The sequence below is a fragment of the Vicinamibacterales bacterium genome (assembly GCA_041659285.1).
In the GTDB taxonomy this organism is placed as follows: domain Bacteria; phylum Acidobacteriota; class Vicinamibacteria; order Vicinamibacterales; family UBA2999; genus 12-FULL-67-14b.
This window is the reverse complement of the sequence record JBAZYO010000006.1, coordinates 305,110-323,090: the sequence shown is the minus strand read 5'-3', so window position 1 is coordinate 323,090 and position 17,981 is coordinate 305,110. Positions and strand designations below refer to the sequence as shown.

Genomic DNA, 17,981 nt, shown 5'->3' with positions numbered 1-17,981 from the left:
TGTGAACCTTCTCGTCTGGACACTTGTCGTTCCGCTGCTCACCGCCGTCGCCGGAGGGCTCGGTGGGCCGCGTCCGCTGAAGGAAGCCACCATGGTCGGCGGCCTGGCGCTGACGTTTGGTCTGTGCCTCGGCACCGCCGCGCAGTTTCTGGCGGGCGGCATCCCGGCGGCGTTCTCGGACGCGGTTCGCGTGGACGGCCTGTCGGCCCTCGTGCTCGTCCTGTGCGGGTTTGTCGGCCTGGTCGCGAGCGCCTACGGCGTCGGCTACCTGCGACGCAACGAGTCACGGGGACTGGTGACGCCCCGGATGCGCCGCGAGTTCTACGGCCTGATCCCGGCGTATGTGTTCGCGATGCTGCTCGTCTCGGTGTCGAACAATCTCGGTGTCATGTGGATCGCCGTGGAGTTGACCACGCTCGCGTCGGTGTTCCTCATTAGCTTTCACGACCGGGACACGTCGCTCGAGGCGGCCTGGAAATTCCTAATGCTCGGCAGCCTCGGTCTGGCCTTTGCGCTGCTCGGCACGGTGCTGCTGTTCGCCTCCGGTCAGGGCTCCCTCGGTGAGGGCATGCCGGCGCTTCACTGGACGCGCTTCATGCAGGTCGCCCCGGAACTGCATCCTTTCACGCTGCGGCTCGGCGTCGTGTTCGCGCTGATCGGCTACGGCACGAAGGCCGGGCTGGCGCCGATGCACACCTGGAAGCCGGACGCGTATCGTGAGGCGCCGTCGCCCGCCGTCGCGCTCATGGCCATTGGCATGTTGAACGGCGCCTTGTACTGCATGCTGCGTATTCACCTGATTTCCAAGGCGGCCATTGGGCCAGACTTCTCGGGCGATCTCCTGCTGGCACTCGGTCTGCTGTCCGTGCTCATCGCCACGCCGTTCATCCTGATTCAGTGGAACCTGAAGCGCCTGCTCGCCTACTCGAGCATCGAGCATGTGGGGATTATGGCGATCGGCGTGGGCCTCGGCGTCGAGGCGGGAGTCTTCGGGGCGCTCCTGCACATGACGTATCACTCGCTGGCCAAGCCCGTCGCGCTGTTTTCCGCGGGCACGCTCGCACAGTTGCACAGCTCTTCGGACTTCGACCGGATCGGGAACGGGACGTTCAGTCGCGTGCCGGTCGCCAGCGCGTTCTTCGTGCTGGCGGCGGTAATGATCACGGGCTCGCCGCCGTTTGGTCTCTTCTTCAGTGAGATGACGATCCTGCAGGCCGGCTTCTCCGGATCGCACGTGATGGCGACAGCAGTGTTCCTGGGTGCGTTGATCGTCCTGTTCTGCGGTTTCGCGTATCAAGTCGGGCGCATCGTAATTGGGCCGCCGCGTGGGGCGGCCGAGGTGGTGGCGGATCCGGAGCGCTTCGACATGGGCATGGCGACAACGGCGACCGTTGCGGTACTGGCCGTGGTGTCGGCGTTCTACCTGCCGGCCCCGCTGATCGCGCTGATCCGTGCCGCCACCGGCGTGGTCTGGGGGGGCGTATGAATGCGATCGTGTCGAACGCGCTGGAAGTGGCCGCCAACGCCGTCCGCGAATTGCGCCCCGGCGAGCTGGTGATCGATGCGAGCGCAACGGCGCTGCCTGGACTCGCCGACCGTGCCATCAGCGGCCTGGATGCCCGGCTGATGTCACTGTTCGCGAGCGACGAGCGCGAGGTGGCGGGCCGCTTCTTCCTGCACCACGTCTGGTCGTTGCCGCAGCTGAAGAGGTTTCTGCGCGTCATCGCGCCGATCGATCCCGCCGAGCCGTCGTTCCCTTCGATCTCGGCGAAGCATCCGGCGGCCAACTGGTTCGAGCGCGAGGTCATGGACCTGTTCGGGCTCGTGCCGACCGGGCATCCCAATCCCGCGCGCGTCGTCCTCCATGACGACTGGCCAGAACGCGCGTGGGCGCTGCGCAAGGATTTCCCGGCTCAGGGCGCGGTGGCACGAGTGCCGGGTGACTATCATCCCTTCCGGCCGGTGACCGGCGAGGGCGTGTTCCAGGTTCCCGTGGGGCCGGTGCATGCGGGGATCATCGAGCCCGGCCATTTCCGGTTCGGCGTGGCCGGCGAACCCGTCCTGTACCTGCAGATGCGGCTGTTCTACGTTCACAAGGGCACCGAGAAACGTTTCGAGCACCTGCCGTGGCGGCATGGGGTGTTCCTGGCGGAATCGATCTCCGGCGATACGGTGGTTGGTCACGCGCTGGCGTTCGCGCACGCGGTGGAGCGTCTCGCGACCGTGACCGTGCCGCCTCGGGCGCAAGCCCTGCGCACGGTGCTGCTGGAGCTCGAGCGCATCTACAACCACACGGCCGATATCGGCGCCGTGGCGACCGACGTCGCTTTTACCGTGCCGGCCAGCCGTGCCCAGGCGCTGCGCGAAGGCCTCCTGCGCATCCAGGATCGGCTGTTCGGCACGCGGCTGCTGCGGGGAACGATCGCCCTCGGCGGGGTCCGGCATGACCTGACGTCCCAGGGCCGCCAGGTCCTCAGCGCCCATCTGCGAGTGTTCGCAACGGAGTTCGACGCGTTGATTGCGCTGCTGATTGACGCCGGCACATTCACCGACCGCGTCGACGGTACCGGCATTCTCACGCACCAGGCCGCGCGAGACCTCGGAGTTGTCGGCTTGGCCGCCCGGGCCTCTGGAGTGGATGCCGACCTCCGGCGCGACCATCCGCACGACGGCTATGCGGGGGTGCGCTTCGAGGTACCCGTGGAAGACGGCGGGGACGTCAGGGCGCGGCTGATGGTGCGCGCGCGAGAGGTGGAGCAGTCACTCCTGATCCTGCACCAGGTCCTCGACGCGATGCCCGACAGCGCCATCGCCGCGAGCATGCCCGAGCGGTTGCCCGCGTTGGCGTCGGCCCTCGGGTGGGCGGAAGCGTGGCGCGGGCCGTGCACGCATTGGGTGGCGACCGACACGCGCGGCGAAATTGCGCGCGTGAAGGTGACCGACCCCAGCTTCCTGAACTGGCCAGGGGTCATCCAGGCGGTGCCGGGCAACATCATCCCGGACTTCCCGGTGATCAACAAGAGCTTCAACCTCTCGTATTCCGGCAACGACCGCTAGGCTATCGACGCGCGGCTGTCGCGCGCGGGGGCCCGGCTACAAGTGAGGACGCGACCGCATGTTGGGAATCATCGCCAAGAGCCTGGGGACCGGAGTACTCACCGAAGCCGACCCGTTTGGCGGGCGTGCCTCCTTCGGGTTTCCGGTGGTCGACTTCAGCCGCTGCACCGCCTGTGGCGAGTGCGCGCAGTCGTGTCCGAGCGGCGCAATCCAGGCCGCGACGCCGACCGAGGGCTGCAAGACGCTCTCGTTGTCGTACGCCGCGTGCATCCAGTGCCGTGCGTGCGTCACCGCGTGCCCCGAGAAGGCGATCGGCGTCTCGGACGGCGTCGAAGTCGCCGCGTATACGCGCGAACAGCTCGCGCAGACCGCGTCGTTCACTGTCGACCCGGAGACCGGCCGAGCCACCTTTTCTCAAGATGCGGTCCACCACGGGCCCGGCCTGGCCGAATCCGCGTTTCGCTTACGCGACCGCATTCGCGGCCGGCTCGGGCGGTCGCTCCATGTGCGCCAGGTGGACGCCGGGAGCTGCAACGGCTGCGAGTTGGAGATTGCCGCGACCGCCAATCCTCTGTACGACCTGGAGCGCTTCGGGATCCACCTGGTCGCGAGCCCGCGGCACGCCGACGTGCTGCTGGTGACCGGGCCGGTGACGCGCAACATGGAGATTGCCCTGCGCCGAACCTACGATGCGGCGCCCGAACCGCGGGTCGTCGTCGCAGTCGGCACATGCGGGTGCAGCGGTGGGATCTTTGGCGAGGGTACCTATGCCGCGATCGGGGGCGTCGACCGGGTGCTGCCGGTGGACGTCTACATCCCGGGGTGTCCGCCGCGCCCACAAGCCATTCTCAACGGCCTGCTCGTGGCGATGGGGGTTCGCGAGGCGCGAATCCTACCCAGCCGGGAACAGTAACGCGCGCGCCCACTCGTTTTTCGCCGACAGGTGATACACCAGCGCGCGTGACAGGCCCGGGATGTGCGCCGCCGCGGGCACGAAGCCGGTGAACATCAGCCCGCGCTCATCATCCACGCACCACGCGCCGAGCTGGTGCGCGTCCGGCTCGAGGCACTCGTTGGCGTTGAGGCGCTGGGCCACCATCGCATCCGGATCCACCGGGAGGATCAGGCGCATCTGCAGGCCGCTGCCGAGTGCCGGGTGCCGCTCTTCAGCGTCGAGTTCCAGCCGGGCGGGCAGGTTGGTCGCAAACTCCAGGTCGGCGTCCACGCGATAGACGTCGTTGGCCGCGAGGAGCCACGGCCGCGGCTCGACGTGCACCAGTTGGGCGAGCTCCTCCGGTGTGAACGGAGATTCCGCCTCGCCGCGCTGTTGGTAGATGTCGAGAATCCCCACCATCTCATCCGGCGTCGTTCGCAGGCCCTGCCGCGGGTGCGGCGTGCCATCCACGCGACCACCAAAGGCTTCGGCCAGCTCAGTGGCCTCGGCATAGGCATCCGCCATCTGCAATGCCATCGCGTGCAGCGCGATGTTGCGGGCGAGCATCCAGTTGTCGCCGGTCAGCGACACGGACGAATGCAGCTTGATGGTGCCCGCGGCCGGGTCGGCCACGTAGGCGCTCAGCGACGCGAACCGGTTCACGCCGGCCAGCCGCGCCCAGGTGGTCACCTCCATCGGCACGTCGGCCAGCAGGTCGGTTTCCACGTGAAGCGTAATGAGTGGCACGCCCTGGAATTCTCGAGCCGGCGCCACCCACACGCGTTGCGCCAGCGTCGAGGCCCACCAGGTGAAGGAGGTTTGCTCCTGGACGGCCCACTCCGCTTCGATCTGCATGCGCGCGGTCAGAAAGCGCAGCACCTCTTCGACGAATTCCACGTTATTCCTGCCAGCAATGGTACATCGCAATCGACGCCGCGGTGGTCACGTTCAGCGAGTCGATGGCCGAGGTCATGGGAATGCGCACGCGAAAGGTCGCGGCGGCCATCGCCGCCTCGCTCAGGCCGTCGCCCTCGGCGCCCACCAGCAGGGCGAGCTTGGCGTGCCGCGAGACATCCCTCAGCGGCACCGCTTCGTGATGAGGAGTGAGGGCAGCCACGGTGAAGCCATCGGTCCTGAGGTCGGCAATCGCCCCCGGCCACTGCGGTGCGGTCACGAACGGCACGACCAGCGTGGCGGCCATCGAAGTGCGGATGGCCTTGCGGTAAAGCGGATCACCGCAGGCCGGCCCGAGCACCACCAGGTTCACACCGAAGGCGGCCGCGGTGCGAAACAGGCCGCCGACGTTGTCGGGGTTGCTCACGCCCTCCATGAGGAGGACGCGCGAGAGCGGTCCGCTGGCAATGCGATCCAGTGTCGCGGCAACGGGACGGCGCGCCAGGGCGAGGCAGCCGCGATGGATGTTGAACCCGGCGATGGCATTCATCAGGTCCTGATCGACGACGTAGACTGGCGCGTCGGTCAGGGGCAGCACGTCGCTCAGGTTGTCGGCCGCGGCTGGAGTCAGGAGGATGGAGTGGAGCGTCCAGTGCCGCAAGTCCAGCAGTTTGCGCACCACCAACCGGCCTTCGGCGACGAAGAGCGAGCGCTCGGCGAGATGCTTCGGGTTGGCCGTGTGTTGATAGTCGGCGACACGGGGGTCGTCGAGGGTGTCTACTGGGATGATCGACACCTGTTTCTACGTCCATTCGTTCTTTTGTACCACCGGCATTTGCAGCGCGCGTTCGCGATCGAGGTCCAGCGAGCCGACGTGCAGCGACAGCGGCGATTGCACCCACTTGTAGATCGACTGTGAGAAGAGGACGGTAAACCGCGTCGCGCTCTGGTCGAGTGCGGCGGGATCCATCTGCGGGAACAGCGCCTTGAGCGCGGTGCCCACTTCCGCCGGCGACATCTTCTCGCCGGCATACAGGTGCAGGCAGGCATCGAGCACGGGGAAGGGCATCAACTCGTGCTCGGCGACCTGCGCATCCGCCAGTTCGGGACCGGGATCGGTGTCGAGCGTGGCCGCCACGCCCTTGAAGGCGTAGCGCCGCTCCAGCCGTTCGAGCAGCGCGATCACCACCGTCTTGGGTACGTTGGCAATCACCGACAGCGCGCCTTCGAGGTCGCCGCCAATGGTGGTGTAGCCCACGGCCTTCTCGCTCATGTCGCCGGTCTGCAGGAACAGCGCGCCCGACGAGTTGGCCCAGTTCCACATGCGCTGCCCGCGCACGCGCGCCTGGATGTTCTGGCGCGTCAGCTCGGTCGGCGCCTGGCCGCCCAGCATCTCGGTGGTGGCGGCCACTTCGCGATCCGTCGCTTCGTCGATCGCGATGGTCTGGAGGGTCACGCCGAGCTCGTCGGCCAGCTGCTGCGCCGCCAGCTTGGTGCCCGGCTGCGAATGCCGGCTCGGCATGTAGAACGCCGAGATCTTCGCGCCGCCCGTGATCAACTGCGCCGCCCGCCACGCGACCAGCAGCGTGAGCATGGAATCGCGCCCACCCGACAACGCGATGCCGAGCGAGCTGAAGGCGCCGGTCTTCTCGTAGTAGCTCTTCACGCCGTGGGCCAGCGCCTCGAACAGGTCGTCCAGCGCGTGGTCGCGCGGGTCGGCCGCCGGACCGCGGCTGGCCGGCAGGAAGAAGCTGCCGCCCTCCGGCGACGGATAGGCGAGCGCGGAGCGATCGGCGGTGGGCGCGGTCACGCGGATGGTGGGCACGGTCTCGCGCTGCAGGCGGAACGCCTCGCAGTCGCTGCGCCACGTCGTGTTCTCCATGCGCAGGCGTCGCGTGCGGTCGAGGTCGACGACCGCCGACCACCAGCCTTCCTCGAAGCGCGGCGCCTCGAACACCAGCCGCCCGTTCTGGAAGATGAAGCCGCCGCCGTCGTAGATCAGGCCGTCCTGCCCGCCGACGGCGTTGGCGTAGAGCAGCACGGCCTGGTTGTCGGCCGCGCGGGTGGCGAGCATCTCGCGGCGGGTGGAGTCGATGCCCATCCGATACGGCGAGCTCGACACGTTGACCACGATCTCCGCGCCGGAATAGCAGCGCCGGCGCATGGGGCCATCCGGCGACCACGCGTCTTCGCAGACCTCCACGGCCACCTCGCCGAAGTCGAACGAGAACAGGTAGTCACCGAGCGGCACGCCGCCGGCGTCGAGCGCCAGGCCGGGGCCGCCGCGCGAGAACGTGCGGCCCTCGTAGAACACGTTGTAGGTCGGGAGCTTTTCCTTGGGAACCAATCCGACGATGGTGCCGCGATGGACGACGGCGGCGGAGTTGAAGAGTTGGCCGCCGACCGAGACGGCGAGGCCGAGCACGTAGACCGTGTTCGAGCCGGCGGTCTCGGCGGCGAAGCGCTCGAGCTCCCGCCGCTGGCCGTCGAGAAAGCCGCGCCACTGCACCAGGTCTTCCGGCGGGTAGCCGCCGATGGCTTGTTCCGGAAAGGCGCCAATGGTGACATCGGCCTCGCCCATGGCGCGCGCCGCCACGATCAGGCGGTCAACGTTGGAGCGTACCGCGCCCACCGTGGGGCTGACGCTGGCTACCGCCAGTTTGGCCAGACGCATATCTGAAACAGCTTAACAGACGGGGAGGCCCGTCTTGACGGGGCGGCACATCATGACGGGACGTGCACATCCTGGCGCGGAAACAACGCGGCGACTAACCCGCAAGGGGGTTTTCGCCCAGCCACCGCGAGGCGCGAGGCACCTTCCGGCGCTTGAGACCGAAGTGCTCGACCGCAAAGCGGTCGAGGTGTGCCATGGCGTCTGGCACCGAGTCGGTCACCAGCATCAGGTCCAGATCGGCGGCCGAGACCGTGCCGGCCTCGACCATGGTGTGGATCATCGCCAGGAATGGCGCCCAGTAGTCGCGGCCCATCAGGACGATGGGGAACTGGAGGATCTTTCGCGTCTGGATGAGCGTGAGGGCTTCGGACAGCTCGTCGAGAGTGCCGAACCCGCCGGGCATCACCACGAAGGCATAGGAGTACTTGAGCAGCAGCACCTTGCGCACGAAGAAGTAGTGCGACTGCACGTAGCGATCGAGGTACGGGTTGGGTTGCTGCTCCATCGGCAGCTTGATGTTGCAGCCCACCGAGCGGCCGCCGGCCTCGCGGGCCCCGCGATTGGCGGCTTCCATCACGCCGGGGCCGCCGCCGGTCATCACCGTGAACCCCAGTTTCGCCAGGCCGGCGCCCACCTCGCGGGCCATCGCGTAGTAGCGATGGTGCTCCTCGAAGCGGGCCGATCCGAACACCGTGACGCACGGCCCCACGAAATGCAGCGCGCGAAATCCCCGGATCAGGTCGCGTCCGGCCCGCAGCAACAGGAGGAGTTCCCGGCTACGGGAATGGGGACCTTCGAGCAGTACGCGATCGGCTTCAGCCATGAGGTAATGGTGTAAAGTCTACCTCCTATGATCCGACAGTCTCGCTTTGTCCTCGCCGGCAGCCTGGTGTCGGCCTTGTTCGTCGCCCCAGTGCCGGCGTTCACGCAGGCCCCCGCACCCACGGCCGCACAGGCCGCCACCACGCGTGGCAACGTCGTGGATATTTCCGGGGCCGTGATTCCAGACGCCGAAGTGGTCGTGCGGACCAGGGACGGGCGGTCGATCACCGTGCGGACCGACGGCTTCGGGAATTTTGAAGCCGGCACACTGGCCGCCCAGATCCGCGTGACGTCGGAGGGGTTCGAGCCGGTTGACGTGACCGTCAGCGGTTCCGGCCTGGTCTACGTGGTGTTGCGCCCGCTCAACTTCGCCGACTCGGTCGTGGTCACCGCCACCCGCGGCGCCGAGCGCCTGCCGAGCGCCGCCAGTTCCACCGTGATTACTTCGGCCGAATTGAGCAACATGGCTGCCGGCTCGCTGGATGACGCGCTGCGCTCCACGCCCGGCTTCACGCTGTTCCGCCGCACCTCGTCGCGGGTCGCCAACCCGACGACGCAGGGCGTGACACTGCGCGGCGTTTCCGGGTCGGGAGCGAGCCGTACGCTGGTGCTCGCCGACGGCGTGCCCCTCAACGATCCGTTTGGCAGCTGGGTCTACTGGAACCGCGTGCCGCAGGCCGCGGTTGATCGCGTGGAAGTGGTCCGCGGCGCCACCGGCGATCTCTACGGCGCCGGCGCCCTGGGCGGCGTCGTCCAGGTGCTGACCGTTCAGCCGAGCCGCACCCGCGCGCGGGCCACGTTCGACGGCGGGTCGCACGACACTTTCCGCGGGTCGTTGTTCGGAGCGGCCGAGCGCGACGGCTGGTCCGCCACCGGCGCCTACGAAGGCGTCCGCACCGACGGCGCCTACCTCGTCGCCTCCGAGGCGCGCGGCGTGGCCGACCAGAAGGCCGACAGCGACTACCAGACCGGGTTCGCCACCGTGGGCCGGCGCCGCGACAACTGGCATGTGACGCTGCGCGGCGCGGGCTACACCGAGGCGCGCGGCAATGGCACCAAGGTCCAGGTGAACAACACCGATTGGCGCCAGTTCTCGGCGGACGGCGGTGGCCTGGTCGGCGGCGGCGTCCTCCAGCTGCAGGCCGCGGCCAGCAGCCAGGACTACTACCAGACCTTCTCGTTCGTGGCGGCCGGCCGCGCCACCGAGCGGCTGACCTTCGCGCAGACCATCGATACGACGCATGGCATGGCCAACGGCCAGTGGACGCGCCCCGTCGGCCGCGTCACCATGATTGTCGGCGCCGACTATCGCCGCACCAAGTCGTCGCAGGACGAAATGCGCTACATCCTCGTCAGCGGCGTCAACACCCCGACCGGCCCGTTCGTGTCGGGTGGCACCGAGAGTGTCGCCGCCGGCTACGCCCGGGCCAGCGTGACTGCGACCGACAGCTTGACCTTCGAGCTGGGCGCGCGCGCGGACCACTGGACCTCGGATCCGCAAGACCCCGCACAGGCCACCAAGACGGTGAACTTCGTCAGCCCGCGCGGCGCCCTGGCGTGGCGCCGGGGCCGCTACCAGATGCAGGCCTCGGCTTACTACGCCAACCGCACGCCGAGCTTGAACGAACTCCATCGTCGATTTGCCGTCGGCAACGCCGTGACCAACGCTAACCCGCAGCTCGAACCCGAGACGCTGACCGGGGTCGAGGGCGGCGTGCTGACCCAGTTCGCGCGCGCCTCGATTCGCGCGACCGCGTTCTACAACGACCTGGATGGTGCCATCGCCAACGTCACGCTGTCGCAAACGCCGACGCAGATCATTCGCCAGCGGCAGAACTCCGACAAGATTCGCGCAACGGGCGTCGAATTCGAGCTCGACACGCGCCTCACGAACTCGCTGAGCTTCAACGGCCAGGTCGTGCTGACGTCGAGCCATTTCCGCGGGTCGGTTGCCACGCCGGCGTTGAAGGACAAGCACGTTCCGCAGGTGCCCGTGTTCCAGGGCGGCTTCGGCCTGACGTGGGCCGAACCGCGGTGGTTCACGGCCGCGACGCAGGTCCGCTTCAGCGGCGAGCAGTTCGACGATGACCTCAACACGGAGGCGTTCACACTGGGATCGTATGCCGTGTGGGACGCCACCGTCAGCCGCGCCATCGTCCGCGGGCTGAACGCCTTCGTGGCGGTGGAGAACATCACCGACACCGAATACGACGCCGGCCGCACGCCGATTCGCCTGGTGGGCTGGCCGCGGACGGTGCGCGTCGGCGCGCGGGTGAGCTGGCAATAAGCCGCAGAAATGCAGCCGCAGATTAGACGCAGATTTCTAATCTCTTTCTTTTCCAGTCTCGTTTGTCATCTCTGACAGTGGGGGAACCGATGATGCGTGGTGTGGTGCTGACGGCAATCCTGTTCACGGCCCAGGCGGTGATGGCGCAGCAGATCGAGCGCATCAACCCGCCTGGCCTCAGCACGCCGGCCACCTATTCGCACATCGTCAAGGCCGGTGGCATTCTCTACATCGCCGGCCAGGTCGGCGCCGACGCGCAGGGCAAGGTCGTTGGTCCCGGCATGGTCGAACAGGTCGAGCAGGTGATGAAGAACCTGCAGATTGCGTTGAAGTCACAGGGCCTGGATTTCTCGCACGTCACCAAGATCAACATCTACGTCACCGACGTCGACGCCTTCCGTGCGCCAGACGCGGCCGCCGTGCGCGCCAGGTATTTCGGCACGAACCGACCCGCCAGCACGCTGGTCGGTGTGACGCGCCTCGCCAGCCCAGACTACAAGGTCGAAATCGAAGCCACCGCACACCTGCCCGGCGGCGCCCGCCTGCTGAAGCAATAGCAGCGTTGGTCGCGAACGCCGCTCATTGCCCGCCTAATCTGCGGCGGTAATTGTGTGCGTCATCCACCTTCGCGCTGCGCGCTTCGGCGGACAAGTCTGCGACCCTATTCCCGCGCGTCAAACTTCCACGTTGTCTTGAAGTCTGCGGCCAGCAGTTGCTTGGTCAACGAAGCGCGTACCAGTTCCACCGGCATGCTGCCGGCTTGCAGCACCGCATCGTGAAACTGACGGTTGGTCATCCGTTTTGAGCCCACCAGTTCCGCCTGCATGGCCCGGAACTGGAGCCCGCCGATCATGTAGGCGAGCTGGTAGAGCGTGGGGTAGGTGCCGTTGAACGAACGGCGCACTTCGGCTTCGGCGTTGGCGCGCTCGTGGCCGACGCGGGTGACCAGGAAGTCGATGCACTCCTGCGGCGTCATCGTGCCGAGGTGGAACCGCAGCGAGAAGATGATGCGGGCCTGGCGATGCATGCGCCAGAACAGCATGCCGACGCGGTTCTCCGCTGTCTTCGGGAACCCGTCGTCCCACAGGAACATCTCCCAGTACAGCGACCAGCCTTCGGTCCAGAAGGGCGTGGCGAAGGCGCGGCGATGCGGGTTGTAGCGCGCGGTCATGAACTGCTGCAGGCCGTGGCCCGGAATCAGCTCGTGGAACACGGTCGAGCGCGAGAAGTGGATGTTGTTGCCGCGCATGCTCATCAGCTTGTCGGCCTGGTCCATGGCGTCGGTGGGGAACGACACCTGGATGACCTCGCCGCCCAGGAAGAACGGGTTCACCTTCTGCCGCTCGGGCGACATCATCGTCATGCGCCAGGTCTCGTCGGCGAGCGGCGGCACGGTGACGAGGTCGCGCCTGGTGACATATTCCACGGCCTCGCGGGCCTGGTCGCGAACCAGGTCGGTCTGCTTGCCGGGCTCGGCGTGCAAGGTCTTCACCTTCTCGAGGGCGGCGCGCCAGTCGTCGCCGAATCCCATCTCGCGCGCGGCCTTCAACATTTCGCGGTCGCACCATGCGAACTCGCGCTCGGCGATGGCGAGCAGGTCTTCCGGAGAGTAGGGGATGAACTCGGAGGCGAGGTCCTCGACCAGCGCCGCCTTGCCAATCGGGTTGCCGATGATCGGCTCGTCGTCGCCCTCCTTGTAGCCGACGATCTTCTCGCGCAGCACCTTGATGTAGGCGGCGAGGGCCTTGTCGGCTTGCGCGTACGGCTTGGCGGCCCACCACGTGAACATCGGGTCGTAGCCGCTGTAGTAGCGGTTCCAGGCGGTGAGGTCGTCGCGCAGACTGCTCAGGATTGTGGCGGCGCGATAGGCGTTGATCTGGCGGCCGCGCGCCGGGTCGGCCACGTTCGCGACGGCGCCCGGCTTGGCTGCGGCGTCCAGGGCTTTCGTTGCCGTGTCGATGTCGCGCGACAGCCGGTCGAGCGCCGTCGCGGTCTTCGCCGCGTCCATCGTCTGCAGCCGCCCTCGCGCCTCGAGCAGCCCGGTTATCGTGGGTGCGAAGGACGCCAGCGACGCCGCCTCCGAGACCCACTGTTGCTCACGGGCGAGGAGGCGCAGTTCGTACTCCAGCCTCGCACGCATCAGCGTGTAGTCGATTCGGCCTTCGGCGCTGAGCGTATCGAACTTCACGCGCGACAGGTCCTGCTGCCAGTCCTGGTAAAACCTGGTGAATCGCTGGTAGCGCTCCGGCGAGTACTCCACGTCGTAGCGGCGAAACAGGGCGCCGCGATCGACGTTGTAGCGGTCCACGAGTGACGCCAGTTCGCTGCCCGGCGCGGCCGGCGGCGGCACGGCGGCTACTTGCGTCGACACCGGCACGGTGGTCAGCGCCACCAGGATAAGGCAGGCCGTGAGCGGGAAGTAGCTGCGCATCGCATGAGAATAGCGCAATCGATGCGGCGGTCTACAGCGTGGTCTCGGCCGTGCGGGTCCGCATTGCCGGACAGTCGAACGCCTGCGAGATTCCCCCGCCCGAGATACGCGCGCGGATGATCTGAGACGTCGATGCCGCCACGGTCAGGGCCGCAGATGACACACCAGGGCCGCAGATTACGCAGATGACGCAGATCTCACAGGCTCGTCAGCGAAGAACTCGCGCCCGGATCGTGGACTGGTTCGGGGGCCCCGACGTCCACACCGCGAACAGCCCATTCGGACGCGCCGCCAGCATCGGGTAGGTGCCGGCGCCGGTGGCGAGCGTCTGGACCGGGCCAAACGTCGTCGTTCCGGCGGCCGTCACCGTCATCGATCGGATCGCGGCGCCGCGAATGCCGTTGCTGACTTCATCCCAGGCGACGTAGATCTGGCCCGTGCCGTCGATCGCGATCTGTGGATGCGACGGCTTGGCCCCCCCAGCGTCGGAATCCGTCGCCGCGGCGTGAACCGGCGCCCGTCCTTGGTGGAGGCATAGAACAACGCGCCCTCGGGATTGTCGCCGCCGATCACGGTCGGCCACACGATGTGGACGACGTTGTTCCGGTCCACCGCCATCGCCGGCCCATCGTCCGGGCAGCCATCCAGCTGCCAGCCGTCTTCGCTGATGCGCGCGGCGGCACTGAAGGTCTTGCCGCCGTCGCGCGATTGCATGAAGGCGATGTCGCGGATGTTGCCGGCGTAGACGTGGCGCCACGCCGCAAACAGCGAGCCGCCGGTGCCGGCGGCCAGCGCCGTCTTGCAGCAGTAACACACACCCTTGGTCAATTCGCGCTCGCCCGGGCCTCCCGCCTGCGCGTAATACAGTGCCGACTTCTGGGCGGTCGCGACCCCGTCGCGCTGAACCGGCGTGGAGGCGGACTGGCCATGGCCGGAATGCTCGCCGGCCCCGGCCGCCTCAGCGAGTCCCCGATGATCGAGCCAGATGGCGTGCGGTGTGCCGGCGGCGTCCACGGTGAGCGCGGGCCAGCCGCGGTCGCCGGCGGCCGATGGCGACGACAGCGTCGTGGACGGCGTGAAGGTGCGCCCGCCGTCAGTGGATCGCGCGGAGCGAATGGAGGTGCGTCCGTCCGCGCGTGCGGTCCACAACACGACGATGAGTGGATCGGCGCCGCGAGGCTGGCGGGCGAGGGCGACGCGCGGCGGCATCTCGCCGCCGAGGCGAGCCTCGCCGGCCGTTCCCGCGACGGCGACCGGCTTGGCGAACGTCACGCCGGCATCCCGGCTGACCGCGACGTAGACATCGGTGGCGCCGCCTGGCGTGCGGGCGCCCCACGCGACGGCGATGAATGACCCCTCGCTCGCCACCCACGGCGTCTGGTTGGTGCGCCCCTCAATCGCCAGCACGACATCACCACCCTGGGCCGACGGCGTCAGCGGCAGCAGGGCGATCGCGGCGATCAGGAACGGAATCTTCAAGCGTGGCATCATGACTGGACCCTTCAAAAGCGCACGCGGGCGCCGAGCTGCATCGATCGCGGTTCGCCCACGGCCGTGATCTGACCGAAGGTCGCCGACGGACTCGCCGGATAGGCGCCAGCGCCGAAGTTGGTGTTCCGTGTGACGACGTTCGCGCGGTCGGTCAGGTTGAAGCCCTCAACGAGCACCTCGAGCTGCAGGCGCTGGGTCAGCCGGAACGAACGGCTGATGCGCGCGCTCACGGTGAAGAACGCCGTGCCCTCACCGGCGTTGCGCGCGATGAAAGCGCCGTCGACCAGGGGCCGGCCGGCGGTCCCCTGGATGGTCGTCACCCCCGAGCTGATGTTGAAGGGCGGCGCCGAATACGCCTGCAGCATGCCGCCAATCTGGAACCCATGCGTCAGGTGTTCCCAGGCGGTGTCGGCCGGTTCCATGGACGTGTGGATGGATCCGTTCACGGCGAGCCGGTGCCGCTGGTCGTTGTCGGATCGCCCCCAGTCCTTCGACAGGTCCGTGGGATCGATCGGAGAGCTGAAGAAGAATTCGCCGAGGTTGTTCATCGCCTTCGACAGCGTGTACGAGACGCGATACTGCCCCCAGCGCACCGTGTGCTGCGACAGCGACACGTGCAGCCCGTGATGGGTGGACTCGCCGGCGGACGAGTACTGGCTGTTGTTGGCGTAGGTCGCATTCGGGCGGCATCCGTTGTTCGTGCCCGCGGCGACGCAGGCCGGGACGTTCCGGTTCACCGACATCAGCAGGTCGCGGCCGTCCAGGAACTGGTAGCCCACGCCGAGCGTGGTGCGGGCGCCGAGCTGCTGCTCGACCTCCGCGCTCAATTGCCGCGACGACCCGCTCTGCAGATTGCGGTCCATGGTGGTGAGGTTCGGCAGGGTCACGGCCGGCACCGCGGCCTGGAGGATGTTCGGGAACACGGGGGCGCCGGCCTGGGTGGGCGAGAGGCTCACCACGAACTGGCGGAGCGCGGTCACGTCGGTGGTGTTGCCGGCCGACATCAGCGCGTTGGCGAGGGCGCGCAGCGGCACGCGGTCGTAGAAGACCCCGGCGCTGCCGCGGACGATGGTACGGCGCGACTCGAACGGCGACCACGCCAGCCCGACCCGCGGTGAGACGTTGTTGGTGTCGGTCCGGATGGTCTCGAGGTACTGCAGGTCGTACCGCACGCCGGCGTTCAGGGTGAGGGCAGGGGTGACCTTCCATTCGTCCTGCAGGTAAGCGCCGACATTGGGATTGGTCTGTGCCAGCTCGGTGATGCCGAAGGTCTGCGAGAAGCCCGCGTTGTTGTAGGCGCCGGCCTGGAAGTTGGCGAAGGACGAGAAGGTGTAGCTCCCGCGCCGCGATCGGGGGAAGGTGATCAGGTCGTCGTTGTAGAGAATGTCGACGCCGGCCCGGAAGGCATGGGCGCCGGCCTGGTGCGACAGGTTGTTGACGATCTGGAACATCGAGTTCAGGCGGCCGGTCGGACTGCTCGAACTGGTGCCGAACGAGGCCACGCCGGCAATGCTGACCGCCGGGCCAATCGGGTCGGAGGGCAGCGCGTCGAGACGTCCGCGCGCGAACTGCGCGCGGGTTTCGAGGACCGTGCGCGATGAAAGAATGAGCGTGTTGGCGACCGCGAATGCCTGGTCGGTATTGTCCAGCCCGGACGAGGCCGACGTGGCGCTCAGGCCGCCGGCGCCGCGCGCGTTGTCGGCGGCAACGTCGTAACGGCTGTAACGGATGCTCAGCTGATCGCGGCCGTTGACCTGGTGATCGAGCTTGGCCAGGACGTTGGTGGAGTCCACGGGGTTGCGATAGATGCCGGTCGCGATCCGCGGTCCCGGGTAGCCGGCGGCATCCAGCCGCGCGTTGACCGCGCCGACGTTGGCGCCGGCAATGGTGGCCGGGCCGGTCGGGCTGAGCGCGCGGTGCTCGAGGTTGGCGAAGTAGAAGGTCCGGTTGGCCGCGATCGGCCCGCCGGCGCTGCCGCCGAACTGCGATTGGCTCATCGGCAGCTTCGTGCCGGAGAGGGCGTTGCTCGCGTTGAAGCGATCGTCGCGAACGAAGTCGTAGGCGGTGCCGTGAAGGGCGTTGGTCCCGCTCTTGGTCACCACGTTGATGTAGCCGCCCAGCGCGCGTCCGAGTTCCGCTTGCGCGCCCGAGGTGATGACCTGGAACTGCTCAATCGCATCCACTCCATAAGTCATCCCGCTCAGCCCGGCCGCATCGTCATTCGCCGACAAGCCATCGACCACGAAGTTGTTCGAGAGGTTGCGCTGGCTGCCCACGGAAATGCTGATGCCCGGAACGGCGGACGTCTCCGGGAACAGTTGCGTGCTGGCAATGTTCGTCGGCGAGACGCCCGGCACCAGCAAGGCCAGCTCGAGGAAGTTGCGGCCGTTCATGGGCAGCGCCTTGACCTCGGCTTCCGACACGGTGGCCGCGATCTGACTGCGCGCGGCCTCGAGGACGGGCGCTTCCGCCATGACCGTCACGTTCGACTCGACGCCGCTGAGCGCCAGGCTGAATGGCAGTTCGTAGGCGCCGCCGGCGGTGAGCGTCAGGCGGCGTCTGGCGTCCTGGAACCCCGACAGGCTGACGGTGATCTCATAGGGACCGATGCGCAGGTACGGGAACCGGAATCGGCCGTCCTGGTCCGTGGTGCCGCTGGCGACCACGTTGGTGTCGAGCTGCGCCGCCGTGACCTGGGCGCCGGGCACGGTGGCGCCACTGGCATCCACCACGCGGCCGCCGACGCTGGCCACGTCAACGGTTTGCTGAGCGGTAACAGGAGAAGTAAGCGCCAGGACACAGCCGAGCGCGACCGACAATCGCACGAACAAGTACATGAGACCCCCGAAACAAAGAAAGCCGAGATAGCTGTGCGCAGCCGACGGTCCATGACGGACCGGCGACGACAGGGCTGAAGGCGAGAGGGCCTAGGCTTTGGGGGGTGGCGCGTCGGGTCGGACGAGACGGCCGAGCGAGAGTGGGGGTAGTTCAGCCGCGGCGGCGCTCGACGCCGGTGGCGTGATCGACGACGAGGGCAGGTCGAGCACGCCGACGAACGAGAACAGGTTGGCGAGCGGCCGGTTGGGGCCACCGCACCCGTTGCTCATGCCGCAACAGTCGGCCGATTGCGTACGGTGCATCGGGCAGGCGGCGCCGTCTTCCTGGTGCATCGGGCAGGCATCGCCCGGCTTCGGCTCAGGAGCCTTTTCGGTTTCGTGACACGCCGATAACGCGGCCTTCTTCGCTTCGGCGATCGCCGTGTGCGTCATGCAGCAGTCTTCCGGTGCGAACGCGGACAGCGACGCCACCTGGCACAAGAGCCAGGCAACGGCAACAACGCGCAGGCGCGACCGGAAGGCCGACATCAGGCGCTAGGTTATCGGAAAGGGAG

At 67.8% G+C, this 17,981-nt stretch carries 14 protein-coding genes; 5 read left to right on the top strand and 9 right to left on the bottom strand.

Translation table 11 applies throughout. From position 1 onward, the window contains the following. Position 1: 1 nt before the first annotated feature. Genes WC815_12320 through nuoB form a run of 3 tightly spaced genes read left to right on the top strand, consistent with a single transcriptional unit; the run spans position 2 to position 3,970 of the window. Positions 2-1,486 carry a proton-conducting transporter membrane subunit gene (locus WC815_12320; GenBank protein ID MFA5909556.1) on the top strand — a complete coding sequence of 495 codons (1,485 nt, stop codon included), beginning with the start codon at positions 2-4 and terminating at the stop codon, positions 1,484-1,486. Positions 1,487-1,494: 8 nt separating this feature from the next. After that, complete coding sequence (locus WC815_12315) at positions 1,495-3,057, top strand: NADH-quinone oxidoreductase subunit C (protein ID MFA5909555.1); 1,563 nt, start codon at positions 1,495-1,497, stop codon at positions 3,055-3,057. Positions 3,058-3,115: 58 nt separating this feature from the next. Next, on the top strand, positions 3,116-3,970 hold the full coding sequence (nuoB, locus tag WC815_12310) for an NADH-quinone oxidoreductase subunit NuoB (protein MFA5909554.1): 855 nt from the start codon (positions 3,116-3,118) through the stop codon (positions 3,968-3,970). Here the strand turns inward: nuoB and WC815_12305 are convergent. The 4 genes from WC815_12305 to WC815_12290 all read right to left on the bottom strand — a co-directional run bounded on the left by WC815_12305 (position 3,950) and on the right by WC815_12290 (position 8,382). Then, the gene (locus WC815_12305; GenBank protein ID MFA5909553.1) at positions 3,950-4,888 is read right to left on the bottom strand and encodes a hypothetical protein; all 939 of its coding nucleotides are present in this window, start codon (positions 4,886-4,888) and stop codon (positions 3,950-3,952) included. The genes nuoB and WC815_12305 overlap by 21 nt on opposite strands. A gap of 1 nt (position 4,889) precedes the next feature. Next, a complete protein-coding gene (locus WC815_12300; protein ID MFA5909552.1) occupies positions 4,890-5,681 on the bottom strand; it encodes an RNA methyltransferase in 792 nt (263 codons plus the stop codon). A 6-nt stretch (positions 5,682-5,687) separates the two neighbouring features. Then, positions 5,688-7,559, bottom strand: coding sequence for an NAD(+) synthase (gene nadE, locus WC815_12295; protein ID MFA5909551.1), 1,872 nt, complete (start codon positions 7,557-7,559; stop codon positions 5,688-5,690). A gap of 94 nt (positions 7,560-7,653) precedes the next feature. After that, entirely contained in the window at positions 7,654-8,382 is a 729-nt protein-coding gene (locus WC815_12290) for a TIGR00730 family Rossman fold protein (GenBank protein ID MFA5909550.1), read from the bottom strand. A 27-nt stretch (positions 8,383-8,409) separates the two neighbouring features. Here WC815_12290 and WC815_12285 point away from each other — a divergent pair, with 27 nt between their 5' ends. After that, positions 8,410-10,668: a TonB-dependent receptor gene (locus WC815_12285; GenBank protein ID MFA5909549.1), complete on the top strand. Its 2,259-nt coding sequence runs from the start codon at positions 8,410-8,412 to the stop codon at positions 10,666-10,668. Positions 10,669-10,769: 101 nt separating this feature from the next. Then, a complete protein-coding gene (locus tag WC815_12280; protein ID MFA5909548.1) occupies positions 10,770-11,225 on the top strand; it encodes a RidA family protein in 456 nt (151 codons plus the stop codon). Positions 11,226-11,329: 104 nt separating this feature from the next. Here the strand turns inward: WC815_12280 and WC815_12275 are convergent, their stop codons facing one another. The 5 genes from WC815_12275 to WC815_12255 form a co-directional block, all read right to left on the bottom strand. Continuing rightward, complete coding sequence (locus WC815_12275; protein ID MFA5909547.1) at positions 11,330-13,099, bottom strand: DUF885 family protein; 1,770 nt, start codon at positions 13,097-13,099, stop codon at positions 11,330-11,332. A gap of 208 nt (positions 13,100-13,307) precedes the next feature. Continuing rightward, a complete protein-coding gene (locus WC815_12270) occupies positions 13,308-13,472 on the bottom strand; it encodes a hypothetical protein (GenBank protein MFA5909546.1) in 165 nt (54 codons plus the stop codon). Further along, positions 13,469-14,590, bottom strand: coding sequence for a sialidase family protein (locus WC815_12265; protein MFA5909545.1), 1,122 nt, complete (start codon positions 14,588-14,590; stop codon positions 13,469-13,471). Before WC815_12265 ends, WC815_12270 begins: the two co-directional genes overlap by 4 nt. Positions 14,591-14,601: 11 nt before the next feature. Then, entirely contained in the window at positions 14,602-17,415 is a 2,814-nt protein-coding gene (locus WC815_12260) for a TonB-dependent receptor (protein MFA5909544.1), read from the bottom strand. A gap of 102 nt (positions 17,416-17,517) precedes the next feature. Further along, positions 17,518-17,955 (bottom strand): hypothetical protein, encoded by a 438-nt coding sequence (locus tag WC815_12255; GenBank protein ID MFA5909543.1) that lies wholly within the window; start codon positions 17,953-17,955, stop codon positions 17,518-17,520. Positions 17,956-17,981 lie beyond the last annotated feature (26 nt).

Coding starts and splice junctions, on each gene's coding strand:
- nuoB (MFA5909554.1), top strand. CDS start 3,116: ATGTTGGGAATCATCGCCAAGAGCCTGGGGACCGGAGTACTCACCGAA.
- nadE (MFA5909551.1), bottom strand. CDS start 7,559: ATGCGTCTGGCCAAACTGGCGGTAGCCAGCGTCAGCCCCACGGTGGGC.
- WC815_12290 (MFA5909550.1), bottom strand. CDS start 8,382: ATGGCTGAAGCCGATCGCGTACTGCTCGAAGGTCCCCATTCCCGTAGC.
- WC815_12285 (MFA5909549.1), top strand. CDS start 8,410: ATGATCCGACAGTCTCGCTTTGTCCTCGCCGGCAGCCTGGTGTCGGCC.
- WC815_12275 (MFA5909547.1), bottom strand. CDS start 13,099: ATGCGCAGCTACTTCCCGCTCACGGCCTGCCTTATCCTGGTGGCGCTG.
- WC815_12270 (MFA5909546.1), bottom strand. CDS start 13,472: ATGACGGTGACGGCCGCCGGAACGACGACGTTTGGCCCGGTCCAGACG.
- WC815_12265 (MFA5909545.1), bottom strand. CDS start 14,590: ATGATGCCACGCTTGAAGATTCCGTTCCTGATCGCCGCGATCGCCCTG.
- WC815_12255 (MFA5909543.1), bottom strand. CDS start 17,955: ATGTCGGCCTTCCGGTCGCGCCTGCGCGTTGTTGCCGTTGCCTGGCTC.